This window comes from Alteromonas sp. a30 (assembly GCF_026788005.1).
Taxonomy (GTDB): Bacteria; Pseudomonadota; Gammaproteobacteria; order Enterobacterales; family Alteromonadaceae; genus Paraneptunicella.
In genome coordinates this window covers 303,701-324,547 of sequence record NZ_JABEPE010000003.1, presented here as the reverse complement: position 1 = coordinate 324,547, position 20,847 = coordinate 303,701, and the positions used below count along the sequence as shown (strand labels likewise).

The 20,847-nt window shown below is 43.0% G+C and carries 15 protein-coding genes; 1 reads left to right on the top strand and 14 read right to left on the bottom strand.

What is annotated here, in order from left to right:
• Positions 1-9: 9 nt before the first annotated feature.
• The 8 genes from HJG39_RS05365 to HJG39_RS05330 form a co-directional block, all read right to left on the bottom strand.
• Positions 10-1,227 carry a mechanosensitive ion channel family protein gene (locus HJG39_RS05365; protein ID WP_268407522.1) on the bottom strand — a complete coding sequence of 406 codons (1,218 nt, stop codon included), beginning with the start codon at positions 1,225-1,227 and terminating at the stop codon, positions 10-12.
• Positions 1,228-1,273: 46 nt separating this feature from the next.
• The gene (locus tag HJG39_RS05360; protein WP_268407521.1) at positions 1,274-2,158 is read right to left on the bottom strand and encodes an acetyltransferase; all 885 of its coding nucleotides are present in this window, start codon (positions 2,156-2,158) and stop codon (positions 1,274-1,276) included.
• A gap of 10 nt (positions 2,159-2,168) precedes the next feature.
• A complete protein-coding gene (locus HJG39_RS05355; RefSeq protein ID WP_268407520.1) occupies positions 2,169-3,065 on the bottom strand; it encodes an acyltransferase in 897 nt (298 codons plus the stop codon).
• Between the two features lie 137 nt (positions 3,066-3,202).
• A complete protein-coding gene (locus HJG39_RS05350; protein WP_268407519.1) occupies positions 3,203-4,426 on the bottom strand; it encodes an Nramp family divalent metal transporter in 1,224 nt (407 codons plus the stop codon).
• 63 nt (positions 4,427-4,489) lie between these two features.
• The gene (locus HJG39_RS05345) at positions 4,490-5,254 is read right to left on the bottom strand and encodes a class I SAM-dependent methyltransferase (RefSeq protein ID WP_268407518.1); all 765 of its coding nucleotides are present in this window, start codon (positions 5,252-5,254) and stop codon (positions 4,490-4,492) included.
• Between the two features lie 56 nt (positions 5,255-5,310).
• Entirely contained in the window at positions 5,311-6,600 is a 1,290-nt protein-coding gene (locus HJG39_RS05340; protein WP_268407586.1) for a metal-dependent hydrolase family protein, read from the bottom strand.
• A gap of 156 nt (positions 6,601-6,756) precedes the next feature.
• Entirely contained in the window at positions 6,757-7,299 is a 543-nt protein-coding gene (locus tag HJG39_RS05335; protein WP_268407517.1) for a DUF1285 domain-containing protein, read from the bottom strand.
• A gap of 5 nt (positions 7,300-7,304) precedes the next feature.
• Positions 7,305-8,213: a DUF3014 domain-containing protein gene (locus HJG39_RS05330; RefSeq protein ID WP_268407516.1), complete on the bottom strand. Its 909-nt coding sequence runs from the start codon at positions 8,211-8,213 to the stop codon at positions 7,305-7,307.
• Positions 8,214-8,345: 132 nt separating this feature from the next.
• Here HJG39_RS05330 and HJG39_RS05325 point away from each other — a divergent pair, with 132 nt between their 5' ends.
• On the top strand, positions 8,346-9,593 hold the full coding sequence (locus HJG39_RS05325; RefSeq protein ID WP_268407515.1) for a sterol desaturase family protein: 1,248 nt from the start codon (positions 8,346-8,348) through the stop codon (positions 9,591-9,593).
• A gap of 137 nt (positions 9,594-9,730) precedes the next feature.
• Here HJG39_RS05325 and HJG39_RS05320 read toward each other — a convergent pair whose 3' ends face one another.
• From HJG39_RS05320 to HJG39_RS05295, 6 genes are all read right to left on the bottom strand, one after another.
• Complete coding sequence (locus tag HJG39_RS05320) at positions 9,731-12,649, bottom strand: TonB-dependent receptor domain-containing protein (RefSeq protein WP_268407514.1); 2,919 nt, start codon at positions 12,647-12,649, stop codon at positions 9,731-9,733.
• A 229-nt stretch (positions 12,650-12,878) separates the two neighbouring features.
• Positions 12,879-13,418, bottom strand: coding sequence for a DUF6702 family protein (locus HJG39_RS05315; RefSeq protein WP_268407513.1), 540 nt, complete (start codon positions 13,416-13,418; stop codon positions 12,879-12,881).
• 25 nt (positions 13,419-13,443) lie between these two features.
• The gene (locus HJG39_RS05310; protein ID WP_268407512.1) at positions 13,444-15,873 is read right to left on the bottom strand and encodes a M1 family metallopeptidase; all 2,430 of its coding nucleotides are present in this window, start codon (positions 15,871-15,873) and stop codon (positions 13,444-13,446) included.
• Positions 15,874-16,054: 181 nt separating this feature from the next.
• Positions 16,055-17,071 (bottom strand): GGDEF domain-containing protein, encoded by a 1,017-nt coding sequence (locus HJG39_RS05305; RefSeq protein WP_268407511.1) that lies wholly within the window; start codon positions 17,069-17,071, stop codon positions 16,055-16,057.
• Positions 17,072-17,140: 69 nt separating this feature from the next.
• A complete protein-coding gene (cysG, locus tag HJG39_RS05300) occupies positions 17,141-18,532 on the bottom strand; it encodes a siroheme synthase CysG (protein ID WP_268407510.1) in 1,392 nt (463 codons plus the stop codon).
• A gap of 115 nt (positions 18,533-18,647) precedes the next feature.
• Positions 18,648-20,366: a DEAD/DEAH box helicase gene (locus HJG39_RS05295; RefSeq protein WP_268407509.1), complete on the bottom strand. Its 1,719-nt coding sequence runs from the start codon at positions 20,364-20,366 to the stop codon at positions 18,648-18,650.
• Positions 20,367-20,847: the final 481 nt, after the last annotated feature.

Below are 20,847 nucleotides of genomic sequence, written 5' to 3'. Positions count from 1 at the left end.
TTAATCCAATTAGCGATCGATTCCCTCGGAGCGGTCGCTGATCCTTTGATACATCTTCAACCCAAAATGCGGCAATACAGCAATAAAGTGCTCAATGAGTTCAGCTTGCAGTGTTTCGTATTTCGCCCAAGACTTCTCTTTGCTAAAGCAATATACCTCTATAGGAATGCCTAAGTCGGTTGGTTGCAACTGACGTACCAGTAAAGTTAGGTTTTCGTTGACTAAAGGATGATGCTTCAAATAATGATGGATGTAATTGCGAAGTAGACCAATATTGGTTTGAGATTCGTGAGCGATTTCTTCAAACGGTGGTGGCGCTAGTAGGTTTTTCTGTTTTAGTTGTTCTTGTTGTTCCGTATTCCAAATATTAACCGTTTGTGCATCAAGCCAAATCGCACGCTTGATACGTCGCCCCCCTGAATTTTCCATGCCGCGCCAGTTTTTGACTTCTTCGTTCATTAAAGCGTAGGTTGGAATAGAGGTGATAGTGTTGTCCCAGTTTTGTATTTTTACCGTGGTTAACCCTAGCGCTAAAACAGTACCGTCTGCACCATAACTTGGAATTTCGACCCAGTCGCCATTGTTAACAGTTCGATTAGCCGCGATATTAATACCTGCAACAAAACCAAGAATCGTGTCCTTAAATACGAGAAGTAAAACGGCAGTAATAGCGCCAAGACCTGATAGCAGTAAGCCGGGAGATTTGTCTAACACTTTTGCTGCAACCAGCAAAATTGCAATCGATATAACCACGAGTTTGCCAACTTGTATGAAGCCATCTATTGGTACTCGTTTGGAGTATCTTGAGCGGTTGTAGTTGTAATGAATGGTGTTTAGTATCGCGTTAAAGACTGATGTGATGGCGATAATGAAATAGACGGTGGCAATTAGGTCAACAATAAATAAGGGAGTGCTTTCCTGTACATACAATGCATTACCTGCTGCACCAAACACCATAGCGGTTATTGTGTGGGAAAAACGTGAAAAGAAATGATGTCGTTCCAGCGCATCCTTAAGGCTGCTTTTGGTTTTAGTCAGTAAATGGCTGATATTGGCGCTGAATAATCGATTGACGACGTTAAAGCCAATAAAGGCAATCCCCAGAATAACTACAAAAGCGATACTGTGATAGATAATAGGGTGTAGTTCTGTCGGAACTTTGACCTGATCAAGCAATGGACTTAGGTGGTTATGAAGTAAGTTGTCGGGCACTGACAAATTCAGCATCAAAATCCTCTGATTGGGTCCGATAAAAATAAGAAACTACTCTAGACTAATCGTGTTTAATCAACAACTTTTCCAGTTTGTTATCTTTTTTTATCCAATGGGCGTTAAGTTTTTCCTGAAAGCGAGATTTAAACGTTTGATCGTTGTAGTAATCGCCTATGAGTTGTTTATCAATAGGGACGAGTTCAACATGGATCACAATGCGCTTAAGTTGCCCACGCAACATGTCGATCATGACATGACCAGGGTTATCTGGATACTGAAGTGTGACGTCAATAGTGTGGGTGAAGAGTTCTCCCATGCTGGCGAGTGTAAATGCAATACCGCCGGCTTTAGGAGATAACAGATGCTTAAATTGTGTGTTTCGCTTGGCTTGTTTCGCTTTAGTGAAACGGGTGCCTTCAACAAAATTAATTACCGTTGTTGGCCTGAATTTGAATTTCTCACAATGCTTACGTGTGGTCTCAATATCTTTATTTTTCAACTGCGGATTCTTAGCGACTTGCCTGCGGTTATAGCGGCTCATAAAGGGCATATCCAATGCCCAACAAGCCTGACCAACTAAAGGCATAAATAACAGTTCCTTTTTAATAAAGAACTTAGGCGAAGGAATATGGTAATAACTCCAGTTTAAAATAAGGATAATATCCAAATAACTTATATGATTGGAGGTAAGTAAGTACCAATTATCTTTGCTAGGTTCGCCTTTCATTTGATAATCCCATGTTGGATTATTAAACAAATTCACCCAGAAAACTGCGGATATTCCGTATGCACCAACACACCAGTCTAGGATGCTATTAATGTATTTTTGAGCTGTTGAAAAAGGAAGTATCAGTTTAAGCAGTGTAAAAACAAGTATGCTGGAGGCATAAAAGCTCACTGTTACTAGCTGTAGGAAAAAGTGAATGGGAAAAATGATGATGCCCACAAGAGATACCCTATTTTTTAGCGGCTTCAATAAGCTGAGTGATCTCATCATCTTTACTGTACCAAACTTGATTTAGCCACCTTTGAAATATAACGCGCTCATCTTTGTTATTGAAATAGTCGTCACCAATCACGCCTGACTGGCGTAATTCGTCAATAGATTGAACCTTCACCCTTACTTGAACTTGCTTCACTTTTCCTGAAACAAAATCCCAAAAGCTTGGTGTTCCGCCGGGATAATAAATGGTGACATCAACTAACGTGTGAAGATGGGTTTGCATGGCATCGAGCACAAAAGCAATCCCTCCAGCTTTGGGTTTGAGTAGGTGCTTAAAAGGTGAGGCCTGACGCGCATATTTATCCTCTGTATAACGGGTACCCTCAACGAAATTCATGATACTAACAGGCTTAAAACGGAATTTTTCACAGGCTTTACGAGTGGTTTCGAGATCTTTACCTTTCAAATGTGGGTTTTTGGCAAGAAATGACTTTTTATAACGTTGCATAAATGGGAAATCGAGAGCCCACCACGCCAAACCCAGTACCGGGACCCAAATAAGCTCTTTTTTAAGGAAGAATTTTAGGAAGGGGATTTTCCGATTAAAGATGCGTTGTAACACGACAATATCTACCCATGAGCGATGATTGGCAATGATTAAGTACCAATCGTTCATCGATAGGGAGTCTATACCTTTTATGTCCCAAGTCGTGCGGCTAGTCAGTCGTTGATTTAGGTTGTTCAAACTAACCCAAGCCGTGGCGCAATTATCTAAGAAATAGGACATGAAAGTTTGCCAAGGCTTAATTGGGATAAGCTTGAAAAACGAGAAAAATATTATAGGAATAGACCAAAAGAGGGTATTTAAAACGTAACCTAAAAATGAAATAGTGCCTATGATATGACGCATTATGTACGAACCTAAAAACGCTGTGAAAGTGTAAACACGAAAAAGCGCCGATTATATACGGATTTAATCGCGTGTGCGCTATGTGAATATGGGAATTTACAGGCTTTTGGTGCTTCATTCCTTTGAGGTGAAAACATTTATCCCCAAAATAAAGAAACCAATTTGTAAATTCCTAAAGAAGAAACGAATACCACGATAATTCCACCTAAGGTGTTGCTGATGGGACCATTGGTATAATCTCCCAAAATGTCTTGCTTATTCATTACCCAGAGCAAGAAGATGGCAATAAATGGCAAAAGTAATCCATTACTGGCTTGAGCAAACAAAATAGCCGATAAAGGAGTGATACCAATAAAGCAAACTCCCGTACCGATAGCCAAAACAAAGAACCACGTTAATCGAAAAGCGAACCCTTTGGGCGAGCTAGACCAACCAAATACAGCACAGATGGTATAAGCGGCAGCGAGTGGGGCGGTTACTGCACTGGTGATACCTGCACTTAATAGCCCAATCGCAAAGAAAAGCTTAGCTTGTTCACCAAGAAGCGGTTCAAGTTGTAAGGCTAAATTTTGTGTGTTGGGCGCAATACCATGAGTGAAAAAAGCGGCGGCCGATGTACAGACGATTGCCAACGTAATGAGCCCTCCAATGGCAATGGCAACACTGCTATCTATGCGAATTCGGGCCATGTCTTTGTTATATACATATTGAGTTTGGCCCTCTTTTGAGCGTGCATTTAGGCTGTGTTTGGCAACACTCGCGTGAAGAAATAAGTTGTAAGGAACAATGGTGGTACCAATCAATGCAATGGCAGTAAGTAAGCTACCACTCGGCACGCTTGGTGTGAAAAGGGATGTGAGTATTTCACCAAAATCAGGTTCGGCATACCACAGGGTGGTGATAAATACTGCACTCATGAGCACTACCAGTATTGTGAGTACATTGCGAATGATGCTAAAGGTCCCCGTCGCTAAAAGCAGTGCCGAGAAAACAGAAATGATCAGCGTCCACTGAACTAAGCTACCATCCGATAAGTTTTGTAAACCTATGGCTGCACCCGTTAAGTTACCCGCTTGATAGGCTGTGTTACCAAAGCCAATAGCGCAGACCACTAACAATAAAGCGATGTAGCGAAGTGGGGCGAAGTGAATACTTGCTTTAATTGCTTCAGCAAGACCCTGTTGTGTGACAAGGCCCAGTCTTGCTGACATTTCTTGTAAGATGATGGTCGCAATTACGGAAAAGGTGACAATCCAAGTCAGCGAATAACCATATTGCGCACCAGCCAGTGTTGCAGTTGTAACTGTGCCAGGGCCGATAAAAGCCGCTGTAATGAGAAATCCGGGGCCGAGTCTACTCATATTATTATTCTTTTAGTTGTCGGGAGCTTCATCCTAGCACAAGTTCGTTTTTGTTAAAGGAGGCTACTGCTCAGTTAATGGCTTCCTAAACTTGAGGGTCCAGCGGTCGGTTTGTCCGGTGACTTTTTTATCGCCCACCTCAAGCGTCAGTGAGTCCTGTGATCGATAGTGTAGATCACTAAAGTCGATAAATTCAAAACCCGCTTCAAGAATTTCTTTCATTGCTAAAACGGGATCAAATCGCCGCCTGTTTTCGTTATTCGGTGGTTCCATATGTCGAGCTGTATGACTGACCAGACCGTAAATACCGCCGGGCTTAAGTGCCTTATAAACCGCTTCATTTAGTGATTTGCGACCAATTTCATTAAAGTTTTGATAGTTACGAAACGTCAAAACCATATCAACGTTATCGGCCCCTAACGTTTCGATATCTGCGGTGAGATAGGCTGAACCATTGTCTCGCCAGTAGCTTGCTTTTTCTTCTAGCACGATGGCTTTTTCGAAACCGGGCTTTACAAGTAGTTGGTCTTTAATGCGGTTGGCATTCATTACCGCATAATATTGCCCATTTTCTTTTAAGGTTGGAGCAAGCAGTTTACTGTACCACCCTGCTCCAGGAATGAGCTCAATGACTCGCATATTGTCTCGAAGGCCAAAAAACGCCAAAGTTTCAATAGGTTTACGGTTTGCGTCTCTTGCTTTTTCTTTTGCGCTTCTAAGATCAGATTTTAATGCTTGCTCAAGTTTCATTTTTGTTTGAGCGAAGTCATCTGCAACTGTTGTGAAACTCATAGCACTGATTAGAAATACGAGTGCTAGTTTTTTCATTTTCGTTCTCCAATTTGTACAACAAGGTCATCATGGGACCTACTCGTAAAACAGGCTTAAAGATGGCTCGGATGTTTGTATATCACGCCGTCTTTCATTACAAAAATAACCTGCTTCATATTGTCGATATCTTTTAATGGATTTCCTTTTACCGCTACTAAATCGGCTAACTTGCCAGCTTCAATAGTACCTAGCGTTTCCTCAACGCCTAGAAGTGCTGCTCCATGAAAAGTTGCGCTACGAATCGCATCGATAGGTTTCATTCCCGCTTCGACCATGTAGCTAAATTCATTACCGTTATCCCCATGTGCAGACACGCCGGAATCGGTACCAAAAGCGATATTTACGCCTGCTTTGTAAGCTTTTTTGAAGGTGTTTTGGATAATAGGCCCAATTTTGGCAGCTTTGGGGCGAACAATCGGGGGGAAAAATCCGTCAATTTTGGCTTTTTCTTCCACCCATTTTCCTGCTGCAATGGTGGGAACATAATAGGTGTTGTGATGCTTCATGAGTCGCATGGTTTCATCGTCCATATAGGTACCATGTTCAATTGAACTGACACCTGCTTTGATGGCTCGCTCCATGCCTTTTTTACCGTGAGCATGAACCGCTACTTTCATGCCGTAGTCGGTGGCGGTTTGTACAATAGCTTCTAACTCGTCCATCATAAATTGTGGATTTTGGCCGCTTTTAGCGAGGCTTAAAACGCCTCCTGTAGCTGTTATTTTGATCAAGTCTGCGCCGTCTTTGTAGCGCTGCCTAACGGCTTTTCGGGCTTCTGCAATACCGTTAATCACACCTTCTCTTGGGCCTGGATCGCCCATTAAATCGAAGCTACGACCATTTGTAGGGTCAGCATGACCGCCGGTTGTCGCTAATGACTTTGCTGCGGTATAAATACGAGGACCTGTGATGTGTCCACGATTAATGGCATTACGTAAAGCAACGGTTTCATTGTGACCGTCACCCAGATTTCTTACAGTTGTAAAGCCTGCCATTAGCGTACGTTTGGCGTACACAACGCCTTGGAGGGCGTAGTCCGCTTCATTATTTGTAAAGCGTTTTGTATAAGATTGTGGGCTTTGTTCTGAGGTGATATGTACATGCATATCCATTAAGCCGGGTAATAAAGTGGCATTCTTTAGACTAACGACCTCATCACCTTTCTCCGGTGACATAAAGCCTGTTCGTATTTCTACAATTTTGTTGTTTTCTATTACAACGGAGGAGTTTGACAGCACTTCAAGGCTGTTGGCAGGGATGACACTACCAGCATGGATAATGGTTTTGGCGTGTGCAAAAACACAATTAAAAGCGAGTGTGAAAAGGATAATGCGTTTTTTCATCTTAATATTTTTCATGTTTGCCTGCCGGCTATTGCAACAACATTGCTTTACTTAAGCAAGTGAATTTTAACTGGAAAGTCCAGTGGGTGGGATAAAATGATTACCATCGGTATAATATTTTATACCAAGAATAAGTGGAAATATTTTAGGGATTGTCTAATCGATCTGGCCGAGGCTAAACGAGTAATTTCCACTTTTTACCATTAGATGAGACATACCTTTTTCATCTGTCTCTATCCTACCTAATTCAACGAGTTGGTAGAAAACATTCTGATGAAAGCGGGCAAATAAATTATCTCTCACTTTTACATAAGGCAGGTGAGTTTGATGTTGTTGGTGATAACGAAGTTCGACCGGGTGTTCTTCCCCAACAATGAATTCAATGCCTTCTTTTGTCGTCAAAAGTAGGTTATCTAATTCAAATCGCCAATGCGTGATGATGAAAGGAACGTCTTCTACTTGAATACCCACTTTTTCAATAGGTGTAACCAAATAGTATTGTTCGTTTTCGTGCTTTAGAACGCTGGAAAACAGAGTAACTAGTGCATTTCGTGTGATGGGGGTTCCGTTGTAACACCATGAGCCATCTTGTTTGATGACAATGTCGATGTTGCCGCAAAAAGGTGGGTTCCATAAATGCACAGGAGCCGCTTTGGGGGATTGCCCTTTAAGTTGCTCCTGTAATCTGGATAAATCCACTCGCCTTATTCCACCTCGGTTTGCAAGGCGGAACGTATTTCACGAAGTTTAGCTTTAATGAGTCGCATGTTCTCGGGGCCGGTTCGCAAGAGCTGTTTTTGCGGACCTGACAATGCCTCGATACGTTCATTTCGGTATTTGTACATGACGCTGTCGCTGTATACTTCCACCGGAACTGGAATTTCCGGGGTATCTAGCAGGTGGTCAATGGCAGTTAGTAGGCGTTCCGAGAAGTCCTCGTCTGGGTCTCCTATCTGCATATATACTTCGTCTAACGCTGGCTTATAAGTGTGATACAGCGACATGAGTTTTTCGACTTCTATAGAGTCTAATGCTTCTGCGTATACGGTGTAGCGTTTAAAACTTGCTGCATCAATCCATTCTTTATCTGCTTGGCGATATACTCTAAATTCCGAGTTGGGAACCTGTAAGAAGCGATGGTTATCCGCAAGTTCATAATCGGCTAGATTGTTGCTAAACACCACGAAGCGTCTGATGATGTCACTGTCAACTAGCACTTGAGCTAACTCAGGAATTTCACTTAATGCAACAACGGCTGTTTTCACTGCTGCATCGCTAATGTCCAATGGCTCTTCAACGGGTTCGAGTGTTTCCGTTGGTGGCATTTCCGTTGGCATCGGTTTCTCGGGCAGAGGCTCGGGTTCAACTTCCGGTTCAGGCTCTACCTCATCCACTAAGGTGGATTGAGAAGGTTGCATTTCAGGTTTGGGTTGAGGAGCTTGGGAAAGGTTTTCATCAGAAGATGAGTTTAAAAAATATACACCAAGTAAAACCACAACAATTACGGCCGCAATTACTAAGTGCAGATTCATGGAGGGTTTTGCTGTGTTGCTTTGTTCTGGAGTATCTGAGTCTGTCATTTTTTGTGGAGCAATCTCGTCTTTCACTGTCACATACGTTACTGGAATGTAGCGACATTTGCATTAAAAAACCGTCAATTAATTTAACAAACTTGTTAAAAAATAGCCTAATCAAACTAATCGTTTTAAACTGAAACCTCGCTGAACTTTGGATAGAGCATAGCAATGAATATAATACTAATAGCTATACCTTTTTTCTTTCTATTAATCGCGCTGGAAATAATCACAGATAAGATTAGAAAGACCCAATATTATCGCCTCAACGATGCTATCAGCAGCCTGACCCTAGGCATTGTTAGTCGAGCAACGGACATCGCCAAAAAGTTTGTTCCTTTCACTTTATATGTGTTGTTTGTTGAGCATATTTCAATAGTGCAGTTGCCAGATTCGCTTTGGGTTTGGGTGCTCGCCTTTGTGATGTACGACTTTTGTTATTATTGGACGCACAGAATGTCTCATGAGATTAATGTGCTTTGGGCGGCTCATGTCGTTCATCATTCCAGTGAAGAATACAATTTAACTACAGCATTGCGGCAAACAAGTGGTGGCTTTTTAACGTGGATTTTCTATATTCCTATGGCGCTGATTGGCATTCCTTGGGAAATTTTCCTTGCTGTGGGTGCTCTGAACCTTGTGTATCAATTTTGGGTGCACACACGTCATGTGCCGAAATTAGGTTGGTACGAGTTAATATTTGTTACCCCTTCCAATCACCGTGTGCATCATGCACAAAATGAGGTTTATATTGATAGAAACTACGGTGGCGTGTTTATTCTTTGGGATCGTATGTTTGGTACTTTCCAAGAAGAATTAGAAGATGAACCTTGTATTTATGGAATCAGAAAGCCATTAGCAAGTTGGAATCCTATCTGGGCGAATCTACATTTCTATTGGCAACTGATGAAAGATGCATGGCGAACGGACAGTTGGAAAGACAAGTTCCGCATTTGGTTTAAGCCTACGGGGTGGCGTCCTGCCGATATGGAAATTAAGGATCCAATTGTGCCTGCGGATTTAAGTAAATTTAAGAAGTTTGATATTGAAATTACGGGTTGGCAAAAGTGCTATGCATTGTTGCAGCATTTGATTTTAATTGTTGCTGCATTAACGGTTATGATGAATTTAGCGAGCTACTCCAATGCTCAAATAGTCGCTGGTGTTGTGTTCACTATTTACGCCAGTATTAGCCTTAGTTTAGTATTATCTAACGCTCGCTGGTTTAAAGCGGCGGAGTTTATTAAACACGGAGGTTTTATCGCGTTAATGCAAGTTCTGGGGGCAGCACCTTGGCTGTCTCAAATTGCGCTTGGTTTAGTGGTGCTTAGCTTGCTTGTATTGGTCGTTACAATGAAGCAATCAATTGATAAGCAAATTGAAAATAGTTCAGGCGTTAATCCAACAGCGAATCAATAGCGAAGCTATAACGATGAGTGACAAGGGGCGAAATTGAAAATATTTTGCTGCCCTTAAGAAGAAAGTGAATCAAGAATGCAGAAATAAAAAACCTCGCCGAAGCGAGGTTTTTTTGTATTTGCTTGTTAGCAGTAATCTTAGAAGGAAACGCGAACGTTACCGAAGATACGACGACCAACAACATCATAGATGGCTTGGTCACTGTTATCAGACGTGATGTACGCTGGAGGCAACTTGTCGAACAAGTTACGAACACCCAAGCCAACTGCTACGTTGTCGCTTAGGATGTACGTTGCTGATAAGTCGTGAGTTACCATAGAACCAACGAACGCAGGTGATGTATCTTCAGGAGTGTCGCCACCTGGAGAAACGTCGAACTGAGCTGAACGGTCGGAGAAACGAGTTAACCAGCGAACAGAAAGGTCATCTAGCGTGTATTCAGCAGATAGACGGAATTGGAACTCAGGATCACCAACTTCGCCTTTTTCTACGTTGATTTCATCAGGACGGCTTTGGAATTCAAAGCGCTCTAAGCTGATAAGCTTGTTGCCAATCAAGTTGAAGTTCATTTCACCCGGTAAATCAAACATTGCTAGGTCAGTTTTGTAACGAGCTTGGAGTTCAACACCGCTAGTGTTAAATGCCGCTGCGTTTAAGAAACCAGAACGAACTAATTCGATGTCGTTAGTGTTCGGATTACGGTCAACTGAACTACAGAAAGAATCATCAAGACCACCTGTTGCATCAACACAGTTATCGATAATGTCTTGAGAAGCTACTTGGATGATAGCGTCTTCAATTTCGATGTCATAGTAGTCAACAGTTAAAGAGAAACCTTCTAAGAAAGAGGTTGGTGTCCATACGATACCAGCAGTCAACGAGTCTGATTTCTCAGGTGTTAAGTCTGGGTTACCACCAGAAATAGTGTTGATACTCACGTTATCGTTTGCTTCGAAACCAGCAGGAATACCAAGTGCCGCACAGTTTGCTGCACGATCTGGATCGTCATTGATATTGTCTACGTCACACGGGTCGTTGATGTTAGCAAAGCCTGGAGATTGTGGGCTAAATGCTTCGTCGATGTTTGGCGCACGTACGGCTTCACTGATTGTTGCACGAACACGGAAGTCTTTGATTGGCGCATAAATCAGGCCAACCTTCCATGCATCAATACTACCCGCGTGTGAGTAGTCAGAGTTACGGTATGCGGCATCAATTGTTAATTCTTCAGCGAATTCCAAGCCAGCCAAAATTGGGAAGCTTACTTCGATGAAGTAATCGTTTACGTGATAACCACCGAATGCATCAGGTGTTGCTGCACCAGTTAACACGTCACTCTTAGTGAACTCATCAGTAACGGTTTGAGAATACTCTTCACGGTATTCGTAACCTAAAGCGATACCGATAGCTCCACCTTGTAAGTTTAAGAACTCAGAAGTATCGAATGTTAAGCTACCACTGATTAGTTCTTGCGTGATTTTGTCATCACGAACCGTGTCGGCAGATACCCAATCTTCTGCTTCAGCAGATGCGTTGTTGAAACCAAATGGGTTGTAAGCAACACAGTTTGCAGCGTCTACTGTGGCTGGATCAACATAACCATCGCCTTGTGCTGATGCAACTTGGCTACGACAAGCAGCCGCGCCAGTTTCTGGGTCGATTACTGAGTCAAGAGCAGCTAGGAAGTTGCCAACGATCAAGTCGCTGTTTGTACGGCGAATGTTTGTGGTTTCACCGTAAATATAGTAAGTGTCGAAGTTGAAATCAGTTTCGCTAATAGTGAATGCGCCACGTAAGCCACCTACGAAACGGAATAATTCACGTTCGTTTGAAGCAGAGCGGTTACCTAATTCAGCAAAGAATTTAGAGAAAGTCGCATTTTGGAAGCCTTCATCTAAAAGTGTTTGTCTGTCTGCGTCACTCAAAAATGCGTTATCAGCAACATTAACGGAAACGTTACCAAAACGGAAAGAAGGTTGGAACTGCTGAGAAATGTCCGATCTTACGTATTTCGCATCTGAGTAGAATTGAATGTTGTCGTTAATATCGTAGCTGAACGTACCACCGATAGTGTCACGGTGAACACCCGGCTGATAGTTTTCATAGTCGTTCAACTGGAAGCAGTAATCACAGCCATTTGGGAAGCTACCGAATGCAAAACTGTTGTCGTATTGACGGTCAGTTTGACGAACTAAGTTACCTGCATTATCGAATACCCAAAGTGAACCTGGGCCACCAAATGGGTTGATGACACCGTTTTCGTCGATACGCTCAGAAACAACGTTTGGTACGCGTAAACGATCAGGAATGCCGTCATTTTCACCAGTGTCATCTGGGTTTGCAATCGTTCCCCAGTTGCCTGCTTGGCGAAGGTCTGTTGCAAGCGTTTCTTGCAAGTAGTCGCGAGATGCGAAGAAGGTGACGTTACCTTTTCCGTCAGCTACGTCTGCACCGCCTAAGATGCTGAATTGGTGGTTACGAGCACCAACGCCTTCTAGCGAGCTTGCGCCTGAAGCATTGAACTCAAAACCTTCGAAGTCTTTCTTAAGAATAACGTTAACTACGCCCGATACCGCATCAGAACCGTAGACCGCAGATGCACCACCTGTGATTACTTCTACACGTTCGATTAGAGATGCTGGGATAGTTGATAAGTCAACCTGTGAAGTGCCTGGCGCACCTGCTACGTGACGCTTACCGTTAACAAGTACCAATGTACGAGTCGCTTCTAAGCGGCGTAAGTCAGCAGAAGAGATACCCGCGAACGCGTTGCTGCCGTTGTTACCGATAACGGTATCAGTTGCACCAATTGCAGGTAATTCTGCAAGGATTTGGCCTAAATCAGGCGTACCAAATTGCGCAATGTCTTTTGCTTCAAGTGTAAGAATAGGTGTGGGTTGAGAAAGTTCTGGACGAGCAATGCGTGAACCTGTTACTTCGATACGCTCTGCTGTATCTTCTTCTTCTGCAGAGAAGGCTTGTGTTGCGGGTAGAGCAAACACACCTCCAATCAAGCCTAGCGTTACCGCACGGCTTAGCTTTGTTTTCAACATCATGGTTATGTTCCCGGTGAATGTAGTGTTTTATTACATTATTATTTTGCTTTTTATTTTTGCCTTAAAGTGAAAGGCAAGGAGGCCATACTACCTCCAACTTTATAGGGGTTCAATATGTTGGATGAAAGTAAGGATGCTTTGTGAAGGCATGGGTTAATTATAAAACCAATGTATTTGGGTTTATGAAAAGGTTGTTGGTTTTTTGAGTCTTTGCTGAGTAAAAAATGAACTATTTGATTTTAATTGGTGCTGATAGGTTAGTTATATTTTCACCAAAAATCAGTGTTTGAACTTCTTTCCCTATCTCAATGTTGACTCGATTCACTTGATCCGGCCATATATCGCGCAATGCGTTGTGAGATAGCGTAATTTTAGTGAGAGCAGAGGGAATAGGCATTTCCTGATATACCCAGAAGTAGAGCCCATCCAATTCGTAACCAACCGTTTCTAAAGGGATAAGGGATTTCGGCGATGTGTGTAAATTGAAGTTGTCAACGACGTATCGTGTAAACGTTTGCTGTGTTGATTCTGAGCCAATGATATCTGCCTGTTTACCAAATATTTCATAAACCGCATGTTCTGCATCGTGCAGGCTGAATCTGTGCATTACTTCAATATTGTTAGTATTTGGATTAAACAGCACTTTGATGTAAGCCAATTTCTGCTGATGCGCATAAACGGAATGAGAGATGGCAAGCAATAAACAAGCAAGCAGGGGAGTTAACCCCCTGCTGCTTTTAGTGATAAAAGTCCGTATAAATTGATTCATTAATAGCTAATATTATTGTGTTTGATTAATCTTCGTTTCTCAACTCAAGGGTTGATTCAAACATAATATCGCGATTTTCGTAGCCTTTCTTTTTCTTCGATTTATAAGTCTCGATACGAGAAGGCAAAATCTTTCTTGGGAAGTGGTTATTATTGATGTCCACATCTGCGGTTTGCCAACGAGGGTCGACAACAACGCTCTGAATTTCCTTGTCTTTGTCGGTAACAATCAACTTATTAACGGCTTTAGGAGAGCGGCGCCAAATTTCCGCAGGTAGCGTCAGCATTTCTGTTTCGCCGTCTGTATAAGTGATTTCCAAAATGATTGGCATGACTAAACCACCTAGGTTGCTAAAAGACATGACATAGTAGTTTTTGTCTTCTTTTACTGCGCGCTCTAGGGTTGCTCTTTCCCAATCTTCTAACTTATTTAGGAAGCTTTGGTAATGATTACGTTGTTTATTGGTGACGGTGTAGCGGTCATGGTTATCATAGAAGTCGGTCACATCTTGATTACGCTCAACCCACGTTTTTCCTTCTTTTTGATTACGTTCAACACTGATTGACATGGGTTTGTCTTTTTCTGCATCACGCTCACGGCTGAAATCGATGTCGGGATCGTGCGTGTCCAAACGTAATTTTTCAATTTTATCAATGGAAATATCGACATGGTCTGTGGAATAAAACCAACCTCGCCAGAACCAATCTAAATCAATACCGGATGCTTCTTCCATTGTGCGGAAGAAGTCTGCTGGTGTTGGGCGCTTGAACATCCAACGACGTGCATATTCTTTGAAGGCAAAATCGAACAATTCTCTGCCTAAAATAGTCTCACGCAAAATGTTGAGGGCAGTTGCCGGCTTATGGTAGGCATTAGGTCCAAAGTTCAGAATGCTATCCGATTGCGTCATAATGGGGACTTGAACCGGTGATTTCATGTAATCAGTAATGTCTGATGGCTCGTTACCCCACGGAATTGTTGGATCCCATTCCCGGCCAGCGATAGCGTCGAGAAAACTATTCAAGCCTTCATCCATCCAACTCCACTGACGTTCGTCGGAGTTCACTGTCATGGGAAAATAGATATGGCCAATTTCGTGAAAAATGACACCTAGCAAGAAGCGTTTTTCCGATAGTGAATAGGTGCGCGAACCGTCATCACGTAGCTTCGTCCGCGGGCCGTTAAATGTGATCATGGGGTATTCCATGCCACCAACAGGACCATTAACAGATTGAGCTGTTGGGTAGGGATAATCGAAAGAGAAACGACTGTAGACTTCCATCGTATGGATCACGGCCTCGGTCGAATATTTGGACCAAAGTTCGCCACCTTCTTTGGGATAAAAGGACATTGCCATTACGCTAGGCTGGATGTTACCACCTTGATGATAACCCTTTGCATCCCAGATGAATTTGCGAGAAGAAGCCCAAGCAAAGTCTCGTACATTATCAGCTTTAAACACCCATGTTTTGGTTTCGTCTGAGCCTTCCTTCTCATTTTCTAAAGCTTCTTCTTTTGTCACAATCAACACAGGACGCTTGGTGTTTTTGGCTTTTTCCAAGCGCTGGCGTTGTGTTTTCGTTAACACTTTTTTCGGATTTGCTAATTCGCCCGTAGCGGAAACGATATGGTCTGCTGGCACTGTCATTGCGACTTCATAGTCGCCAAACTCCAGAGTAAACTCTCCTCGACCAAGGAATGATTTATTGTGCCAAGCTTCATAGTCTGTGTATGCCGCTAGGCGAGGGAACCACTGTGCAAGTAGGAAGATGTCGTTACCACCTTCTCTTGCATCATCTGGGAAGTGCTCGAAGCCAGAACGGGCGGAAACGGCATTTTCTTCCAGAATGTTAAAAGTAAAATCAAGTGAGAAGGTAACAGATTCGCCCGGTTTTAATGGTTCTTTTAAATCAACACGCATGAGGGTGTCGACAATGGTAGCCTTTAATTCATTTCCTTTGTTGTCCTTCACATTGGATACAACGAAGCCCAGTGGGCGGTCTGTCATGGAGTGTTGTTGACGTAAGTAGTCTAGCGTCATTCCAGCAGGTTTTTTATCGTTGGCTAATCGCGTTCCTGGTCCGCGAGTGGCGTTGTCACCAAAGGTAATGGAGCGTTCGGAAATGGAGTCTTTGCGAAAACGGTTTTGATCTAAATGAAGCCATAAGTAACGCAGCGTATCAGGTGAATTATTCTGATAAACAATGGCTTCACTTGCCGTAATAGTACGCTGTTCTTCGTTTAGTGTTGCTTGAATTTTGTAGTCGACCTTTTGTTGCCAATATCCCGTTCCTGGTTCACCCGCTGCATTACGGTAAAGGTTCGGTGTTGGAAGAGTTTCTTCCAATTGTCGAAACTTGTCTTCGAAATCGCCTTTGGTCTGATTGATAGCGGCGATCGCAGGCGCTACGGTCAAGGTAAAGAGGACAAGCGCTTTTGATGTCCAATTAAACATAATTCTCTCCATTAAGACTGGCTTGAGGGGGCAAGGGCCGGGCTACGGCGGTCACTTAAACTGGCGTCACAACTTACACCATGGTACTAATTGTAGCAACTAAGACCCGCTCAAAAGCAGATAACGTGCGGTTAAGTGATTATTTGCTCAAATTGATAAAAATATATGGCTAACGGCCCAATTAAAACATCGGCATTACCCGGTTTCTGCCCAGATTTTTAGCATCATAAAGTTGCTTGTCGGCTTGACCGATTAAGTCGGATAAATCACTGCAATCAGAAAGCTGAGAAACACCGAATGAGGCGGTAATCCCCTCGATCATTTGTCCACTTTTCTTGTCTTTGAGTTGCAGCTTCTCTATGCCTCTACGCATTACTTCAGCTTGGTGAACCGCTCGTTTTAAATCCACGCCAGGTAACAAAATAGTAAATTCTTCTCCACCAAAGCGAAAGGCCATTGCCCCATCACGGCAGCTCATTTGTAACTTTTTGCCAACCCCTTTCAGCACTTTGTCACCCATTAAGTGGCCGTGGTCATCGTTAAAGTGTTTGAAGTGATCGATGTCAACGAGGATCATAGATAACACTTCTTGGTTTTGCAGGGATTGCAATTCAGCATCGAAAAAGCGACGGTTGTATAGTCCGGTTAGTGCATCATTTAGCGCATATTCTTGGGTCTTTGCTAACTCGGCTCGGAGTTGTGCAATTTCCTTTTCTGCGCTGTTTAATGCGGAGCTGAAGTTAAGTGTGCTACGGCGAATTTCCTTAGCGTCTTTGGTGAGGTTACGAACCAATCCCATAACCTCTTCAACAGACCAGCCTTCTTTTTCGACTTTTTGGAGATCATCTAGCCGATTATCCATCGAGTCTTTGAATACATTGGTGTCGCTACGTGTATCTTTTACGGTTTGGGATAGTTCAATCACCATGGCTTCAAGCGTCTTACGTAGTTGCCAAGACGTGACTTCTTGTTTATCGGCAATATGATTTCGGTAAAGCTCTAAAGCTTTCATTTCAGAAAGCGTTTCGGTGTGCGTCAGGATGTTGTCGAGTGTGTCGTTTAATTCCGGTGTGTCGTTTGCTGCATAGGTATACCAAAGTGCGTAATTCGTAGGAATAGCAGGCATTTTATGCTTTAACATCAGTGGCACAGTTTTTTTCAGAATCTTAAAGGATTGTTCCAGATTATCCTTGGGCATCCATAAAGCTCCATCGGCATCGTATAGTTTGTTTATTTTAGCAAAGCCTGTGTGCGCTTCGTTAGCTTTTTAAAACCATTTTAATTTATCGTGCAAACTAACGACGCTACCCACGATAATTAAGGTCGGCGGCTTAAGTGCTTCTTGCTCCGCTTTAGCGACAATATCCGTTAAGGTGCCTGTTACAACGCGCTGTTGTTCACATGTTGCAGATTGTACCAGTGCGATTGGCATATCTTTAGGCATTCCATGTTGGACCAGTTGTTTGCAAATAATGGGAAGCCCAGTCAATCCCATATAAAAAACCAGTGTTTGGCCTTTCTGAACAAGTGCGGGCCAGTCTAAGTCAATGGTATCTTCTTTTAAGTGGCCCGTGGCAAAGACAACGGACTGAGCATGATCTCTGTGAGTTAGTGGAATGCCTGAATAGCTCGCAGCTCCGGTGGCTGCGGTTATTCCCGGTACCACTTGAAAGTCTATGTTGTATTGGAACAGGGTTTCGATTTCTTCTCCGCCACGGCCAAATATGAATGGATCGCCGCCTTTTAAGCGCACAACACGCTGACCCGCTAAAGCTCGTTCAACTAGGAGTTGATTGATTTCGCCTTGAGGTAAGGTGTGATTGCTTTTGGCTTTGCCCACATAAACCTTTTCAGCATCGCGTCGCACCATTTCTAAAATGTCTTTTGATACTAAGCGATCGTAAACCACCACATCGGCTTTTTGCATTAAACGCAGGGCTTTAAAAGTTAAAAGCTCGGGATCGCCCGGTCCTGCCCCTATTAAATAAACAGCGCCTTTTTTGGCGCCTTCTTCGGCCGTTTGAGATTCAACCTGCGTTAAACGCTGAATTAACGCTGTTTCTGCTTTTGTTTCTTGATTGTTGTATATATGTTCGGCGACATCACCTTCCATTACTTCTTCCCAAAAGGCACGGCGTGCATCCACATCGGAAAATGCGGCTTTTACGCGGTCTCTAAAACGCTGAAAAAGTGTGCCGAGCTTGCTAATGCTATGCGGTAAGACAGTTTCTAATTTTTGTCGAATATAACGCAGTAATACCGGAGCTGAACCTCCACTGCTTAGGGCAACTACAATCGGTGAGCGGTCTACAATGGCTGGAGTGATGAAACGACACAGTGGTGTGTTATCAACCACATTTACCATGATGCCTTTGTCACGCGCAATTTGATGTATATGTGCGTTGAGGTGGTTGTTGTCTGTGGCGACGAATATCAACGTTTGTGTTGAAACGTCTTTGTCTTGGAATCGACGTTGCTCGAATTGGATTCGACCTTGTTGAGCATATTGCAATACGGTATTGCAAGCATCAGGTGCAATGACATGAATTCGAGCTTCGGTTTTGAGTAGTAATTCGATTTTTCGAGCCGCGACTTCGCCAGCTCCAACAACAAGGCAATCTTGGTCTTGTGTATCAACAAATATAGGAAAGTAGCGCATGGGCTTTACCGATTATTTCATCAGGGCGCAAAGGCACGCAGTTAATTCTGCGTGCATTATGCCTAAATCTCTTATAACCAATAAATAAGTTAAATGGATTTAATATAACTAAATTTTAGCTTTCACGGTTTTTTCTTTCTACCCATTCGCGGATATCAAGTTTTTGCCCAGCCACGCGCGTGTTCTTTAGGGTTTGAGATATGTCTGATGGCATGCCTTCTGGTAGATCAACGGTGCTGAAATTGTCGTAAATTTCAATTGCACCGATGTATTGGCTATCTATGCTCGCTTCGTTAGCAATAGCACCAACGATGTTACCGGGTTTTACTCCGTGTGAGCGTCCAACAGCAATACGGTATCTTTGCATGCCTTTTTCAGGCTTGCTTGAACGAGAGCGATTGCTACGTTCACGACCTTCGCGTTTCCCACCACGTTCACGACCTTCGCGATTATCTCGGCCTTTACCGCCTTCTTTTTCACGGCGAGGGCTGGAAGAGATGTCTGGTACGTCGGATTCTCTCAATATAAGCGGCTCGTCACCTTGCGCCAACTTTGCGAATGCTGACAATAGTTGCTCTGGTGATGCTTCAGTTTCTTTTTGAATGGCTTCAATAACGGGAAGCAGGGCGTCAGTGACGTCTTCTTCCAATGCCTCACAAACACGCTCTTTGAATTTCTGCAAACGAGACTCGTTCATTTCCGTTAAGGTTGGAATTGGCATTGGGTCCATTTTCTGCTTAGTTGCTCTTTCAATGGTTCTAAGCAAACGCATTTCACGGTGTGAAACGAACAAGATCGCATCACCGGTTCTACCTGCGCGGCCAGTACGACCGATGCGGTGAACGTAAGATTCTGTGTCGTAAGGTACGTCGTAGTTAACAACGTGACTAACGCGATCAACGTCAAGACCACGGGCGACTACGTCTGTTGCAATTAAAATATCAATCTTGCCTTGTTTAAGACGTTCAACGGTGCGTTCACGTGATTTTTGTGGAATATCACCATTGAGTGGCTCGACATCGTATCCACGTGCGCTGAGCTTTTCAGCCAATTCAACGGTTGCGGTTTTGGTGCGGACGAAAATAATGACGCCATCAAAGTTCTCAACTTCGAGCACTCGCGTTAATGCCGACAGTTTATGGTGGCCCGTAACCTGACAGAACCGCTGACGAATACTATTTGCGGTGCTGGTTTTAGAAGCAATTTTGATGGTTTCTGGGTTGTTTAAGTATTTGCTTGCAATCTTTTGAATGGGGGCTGGCATGGTGGCCGAAAATAGCGCTGTTTGGCGACCATCAGGTGCTTGTGACAAAATCCATTCAACATCATCAATAAAGCCCATGCGTAACATTTCATCGGCTTCGTCTAATACCAACATTTTAAGATTCGACAAATCAAGAGTTTTGCGTTTGATATGGTCGATTACACGGCCCGGAGTACCAACAATGACTTGCGTTCCACGCTTCAATTGGCGAATTTGGTTATCATAAGATTGACCGCCATAAATAGGCAGCACACGAAGTTGGCGGTTAAAGCTTGCATACGCTTGGAATGCTTCCGCTACTTGAATCGCAAGCTCACGAGTTGGGGCCAATACCAACAATTGCGGCGCTTTTAATTGGTCATCTATTTTTGACAGCATTGGCAAGGCAAATGCTGCGGTTTTTCCCGTTCCAGTTTGCGCTTGACCGATTAGATCTCGCCCTTCTAGTAAATAAGGGATTGTCGCGGCTTGGATAGGAGAAGGTTTTTCGTAACCGATTTTGTCCAGCGCGTCTAGAATCGGTTGAGGTAATTTTAAATCTTTAAAGCTTATAGATACATCAGAAGTCATTGAAATACTCGTTTAGGTCAGTGATCCATCGCTGAACTCTTCATCTGTAACATTAAGCATAGATCAGCACTGGAAGAAATGGGCGAGCATTGTAGTAGAAAATCGATTTGTTTGCCACCAAATACCACTAATTTAATAAAGGTTTTATAGGAAAACACTGCATTTGTGTGAATTTTTATTTAAGAATCCTATTTTTACTAACTGCTGTGCGTATTTTGTACTTTCGATGATGTTAGGTCAGTCTGTAGGTTTTGAATTTCCTCTGTTTCATCAAATTAACCTTGTGTTTACAAAAAATACAATAATGTAAAAATATAACCCGATTTACTGCCTAAACGGTCAGTTGAGCAGGTGGCTTTTGGCGCTTTATCAAAACTAAATGTGCTCAGAGCCGCTTTCTATACATTTTGGGCATTACCTACCTAATGTTAAAAGGATTAATAATATTTTCCCTAGATTTAATTAAAACCTTTAAAATGCT

Bases quoted from the DNA above. Each gene is read 5' to 3' on its own strand.
- HJG39_RS05340 (WP_268407586.1), bottom strand. From the start codon at position 6,600: ATGAAAAAACGCATTATCCTTTTCACACTCGCTTTTAATTGTGTTTTT.
- HJG39_RS05315 (WP_268407513.1), bottom strand. From the start codon at position 13,418: ATGAATCAATTTATACGGACTTTTATCACTAAAAGCAGCAGGGGGTTA.
- HJG39_RS05305 (WP_268407511.1), bottom strand. From the start codon at position 17,071: ATGCCCAAGGATAATCTGGAACAATCCTTTAAGATTCTGAAAAAAACT.
- HJG39_RS05345 (WP_268407518.1), bottom strand. From the start codon at position 5,254: ATGAAAAAACTAGCACTCGTATTTCTAATCAGTGCTATGAGTTTCACA.
- HJG39_RS05320 (WP_268407514.1), bottom strand. From the start codon at position 12,649: ATGATGTTGAAAACAAAGCTAAGCCGTGCGGTAACGCTAGGCTTGATT.
- HJG39_RS05355 (WP_268407520.1), bottom strand. From the start codon at position 3,065: ATGCGTCATATCATAGGCACTATTTCATTTTTAGGTTACGTTTTAAAT.
- cysG (WP_268407510.1), bottom strand. From the start codon at position 18,532: ATGCGCTACTTTCCTATATTTGTTGATACACAAGACCAAGATTGCCTT.
- HJG39_RS05325 (WP_268407515.1), top strand. From the start codon at position 8,346: ATGAATATAATACTAATAGCTATACCTTTTTTCTTTCTATTAATCGCG.
- HJG39_RS05310 (WP_268407512.1), bottom strand. From the start codon at position 15,873: ATGTTTAATTGGACATCAAAAGCGCTTGTCCTCTTTACCTTGACCGTA.
- HJG39_RS05365 (WP_268407522.1), bottom strand. From the start codon at position 1,227: ATGCTGAATTTGTCAGTGCCCGACAACTTACTTCATAACCACCTAAGT.
- HJG39_RS05295 (WP_268407509.1), bottom strand. From the start codon at position 20,366: ATGACTTCTGATGTATCTATAAGCTTTAAAGATTTAAAATTACCTCAA.
- HJG39_RS05350 (WP_268407519.1), bottom strand. From the start codon at position 4,426: ATGAGTAGACTCGGCCCCGGATTTCTCATTACAGCGGCTTTTATCGGC.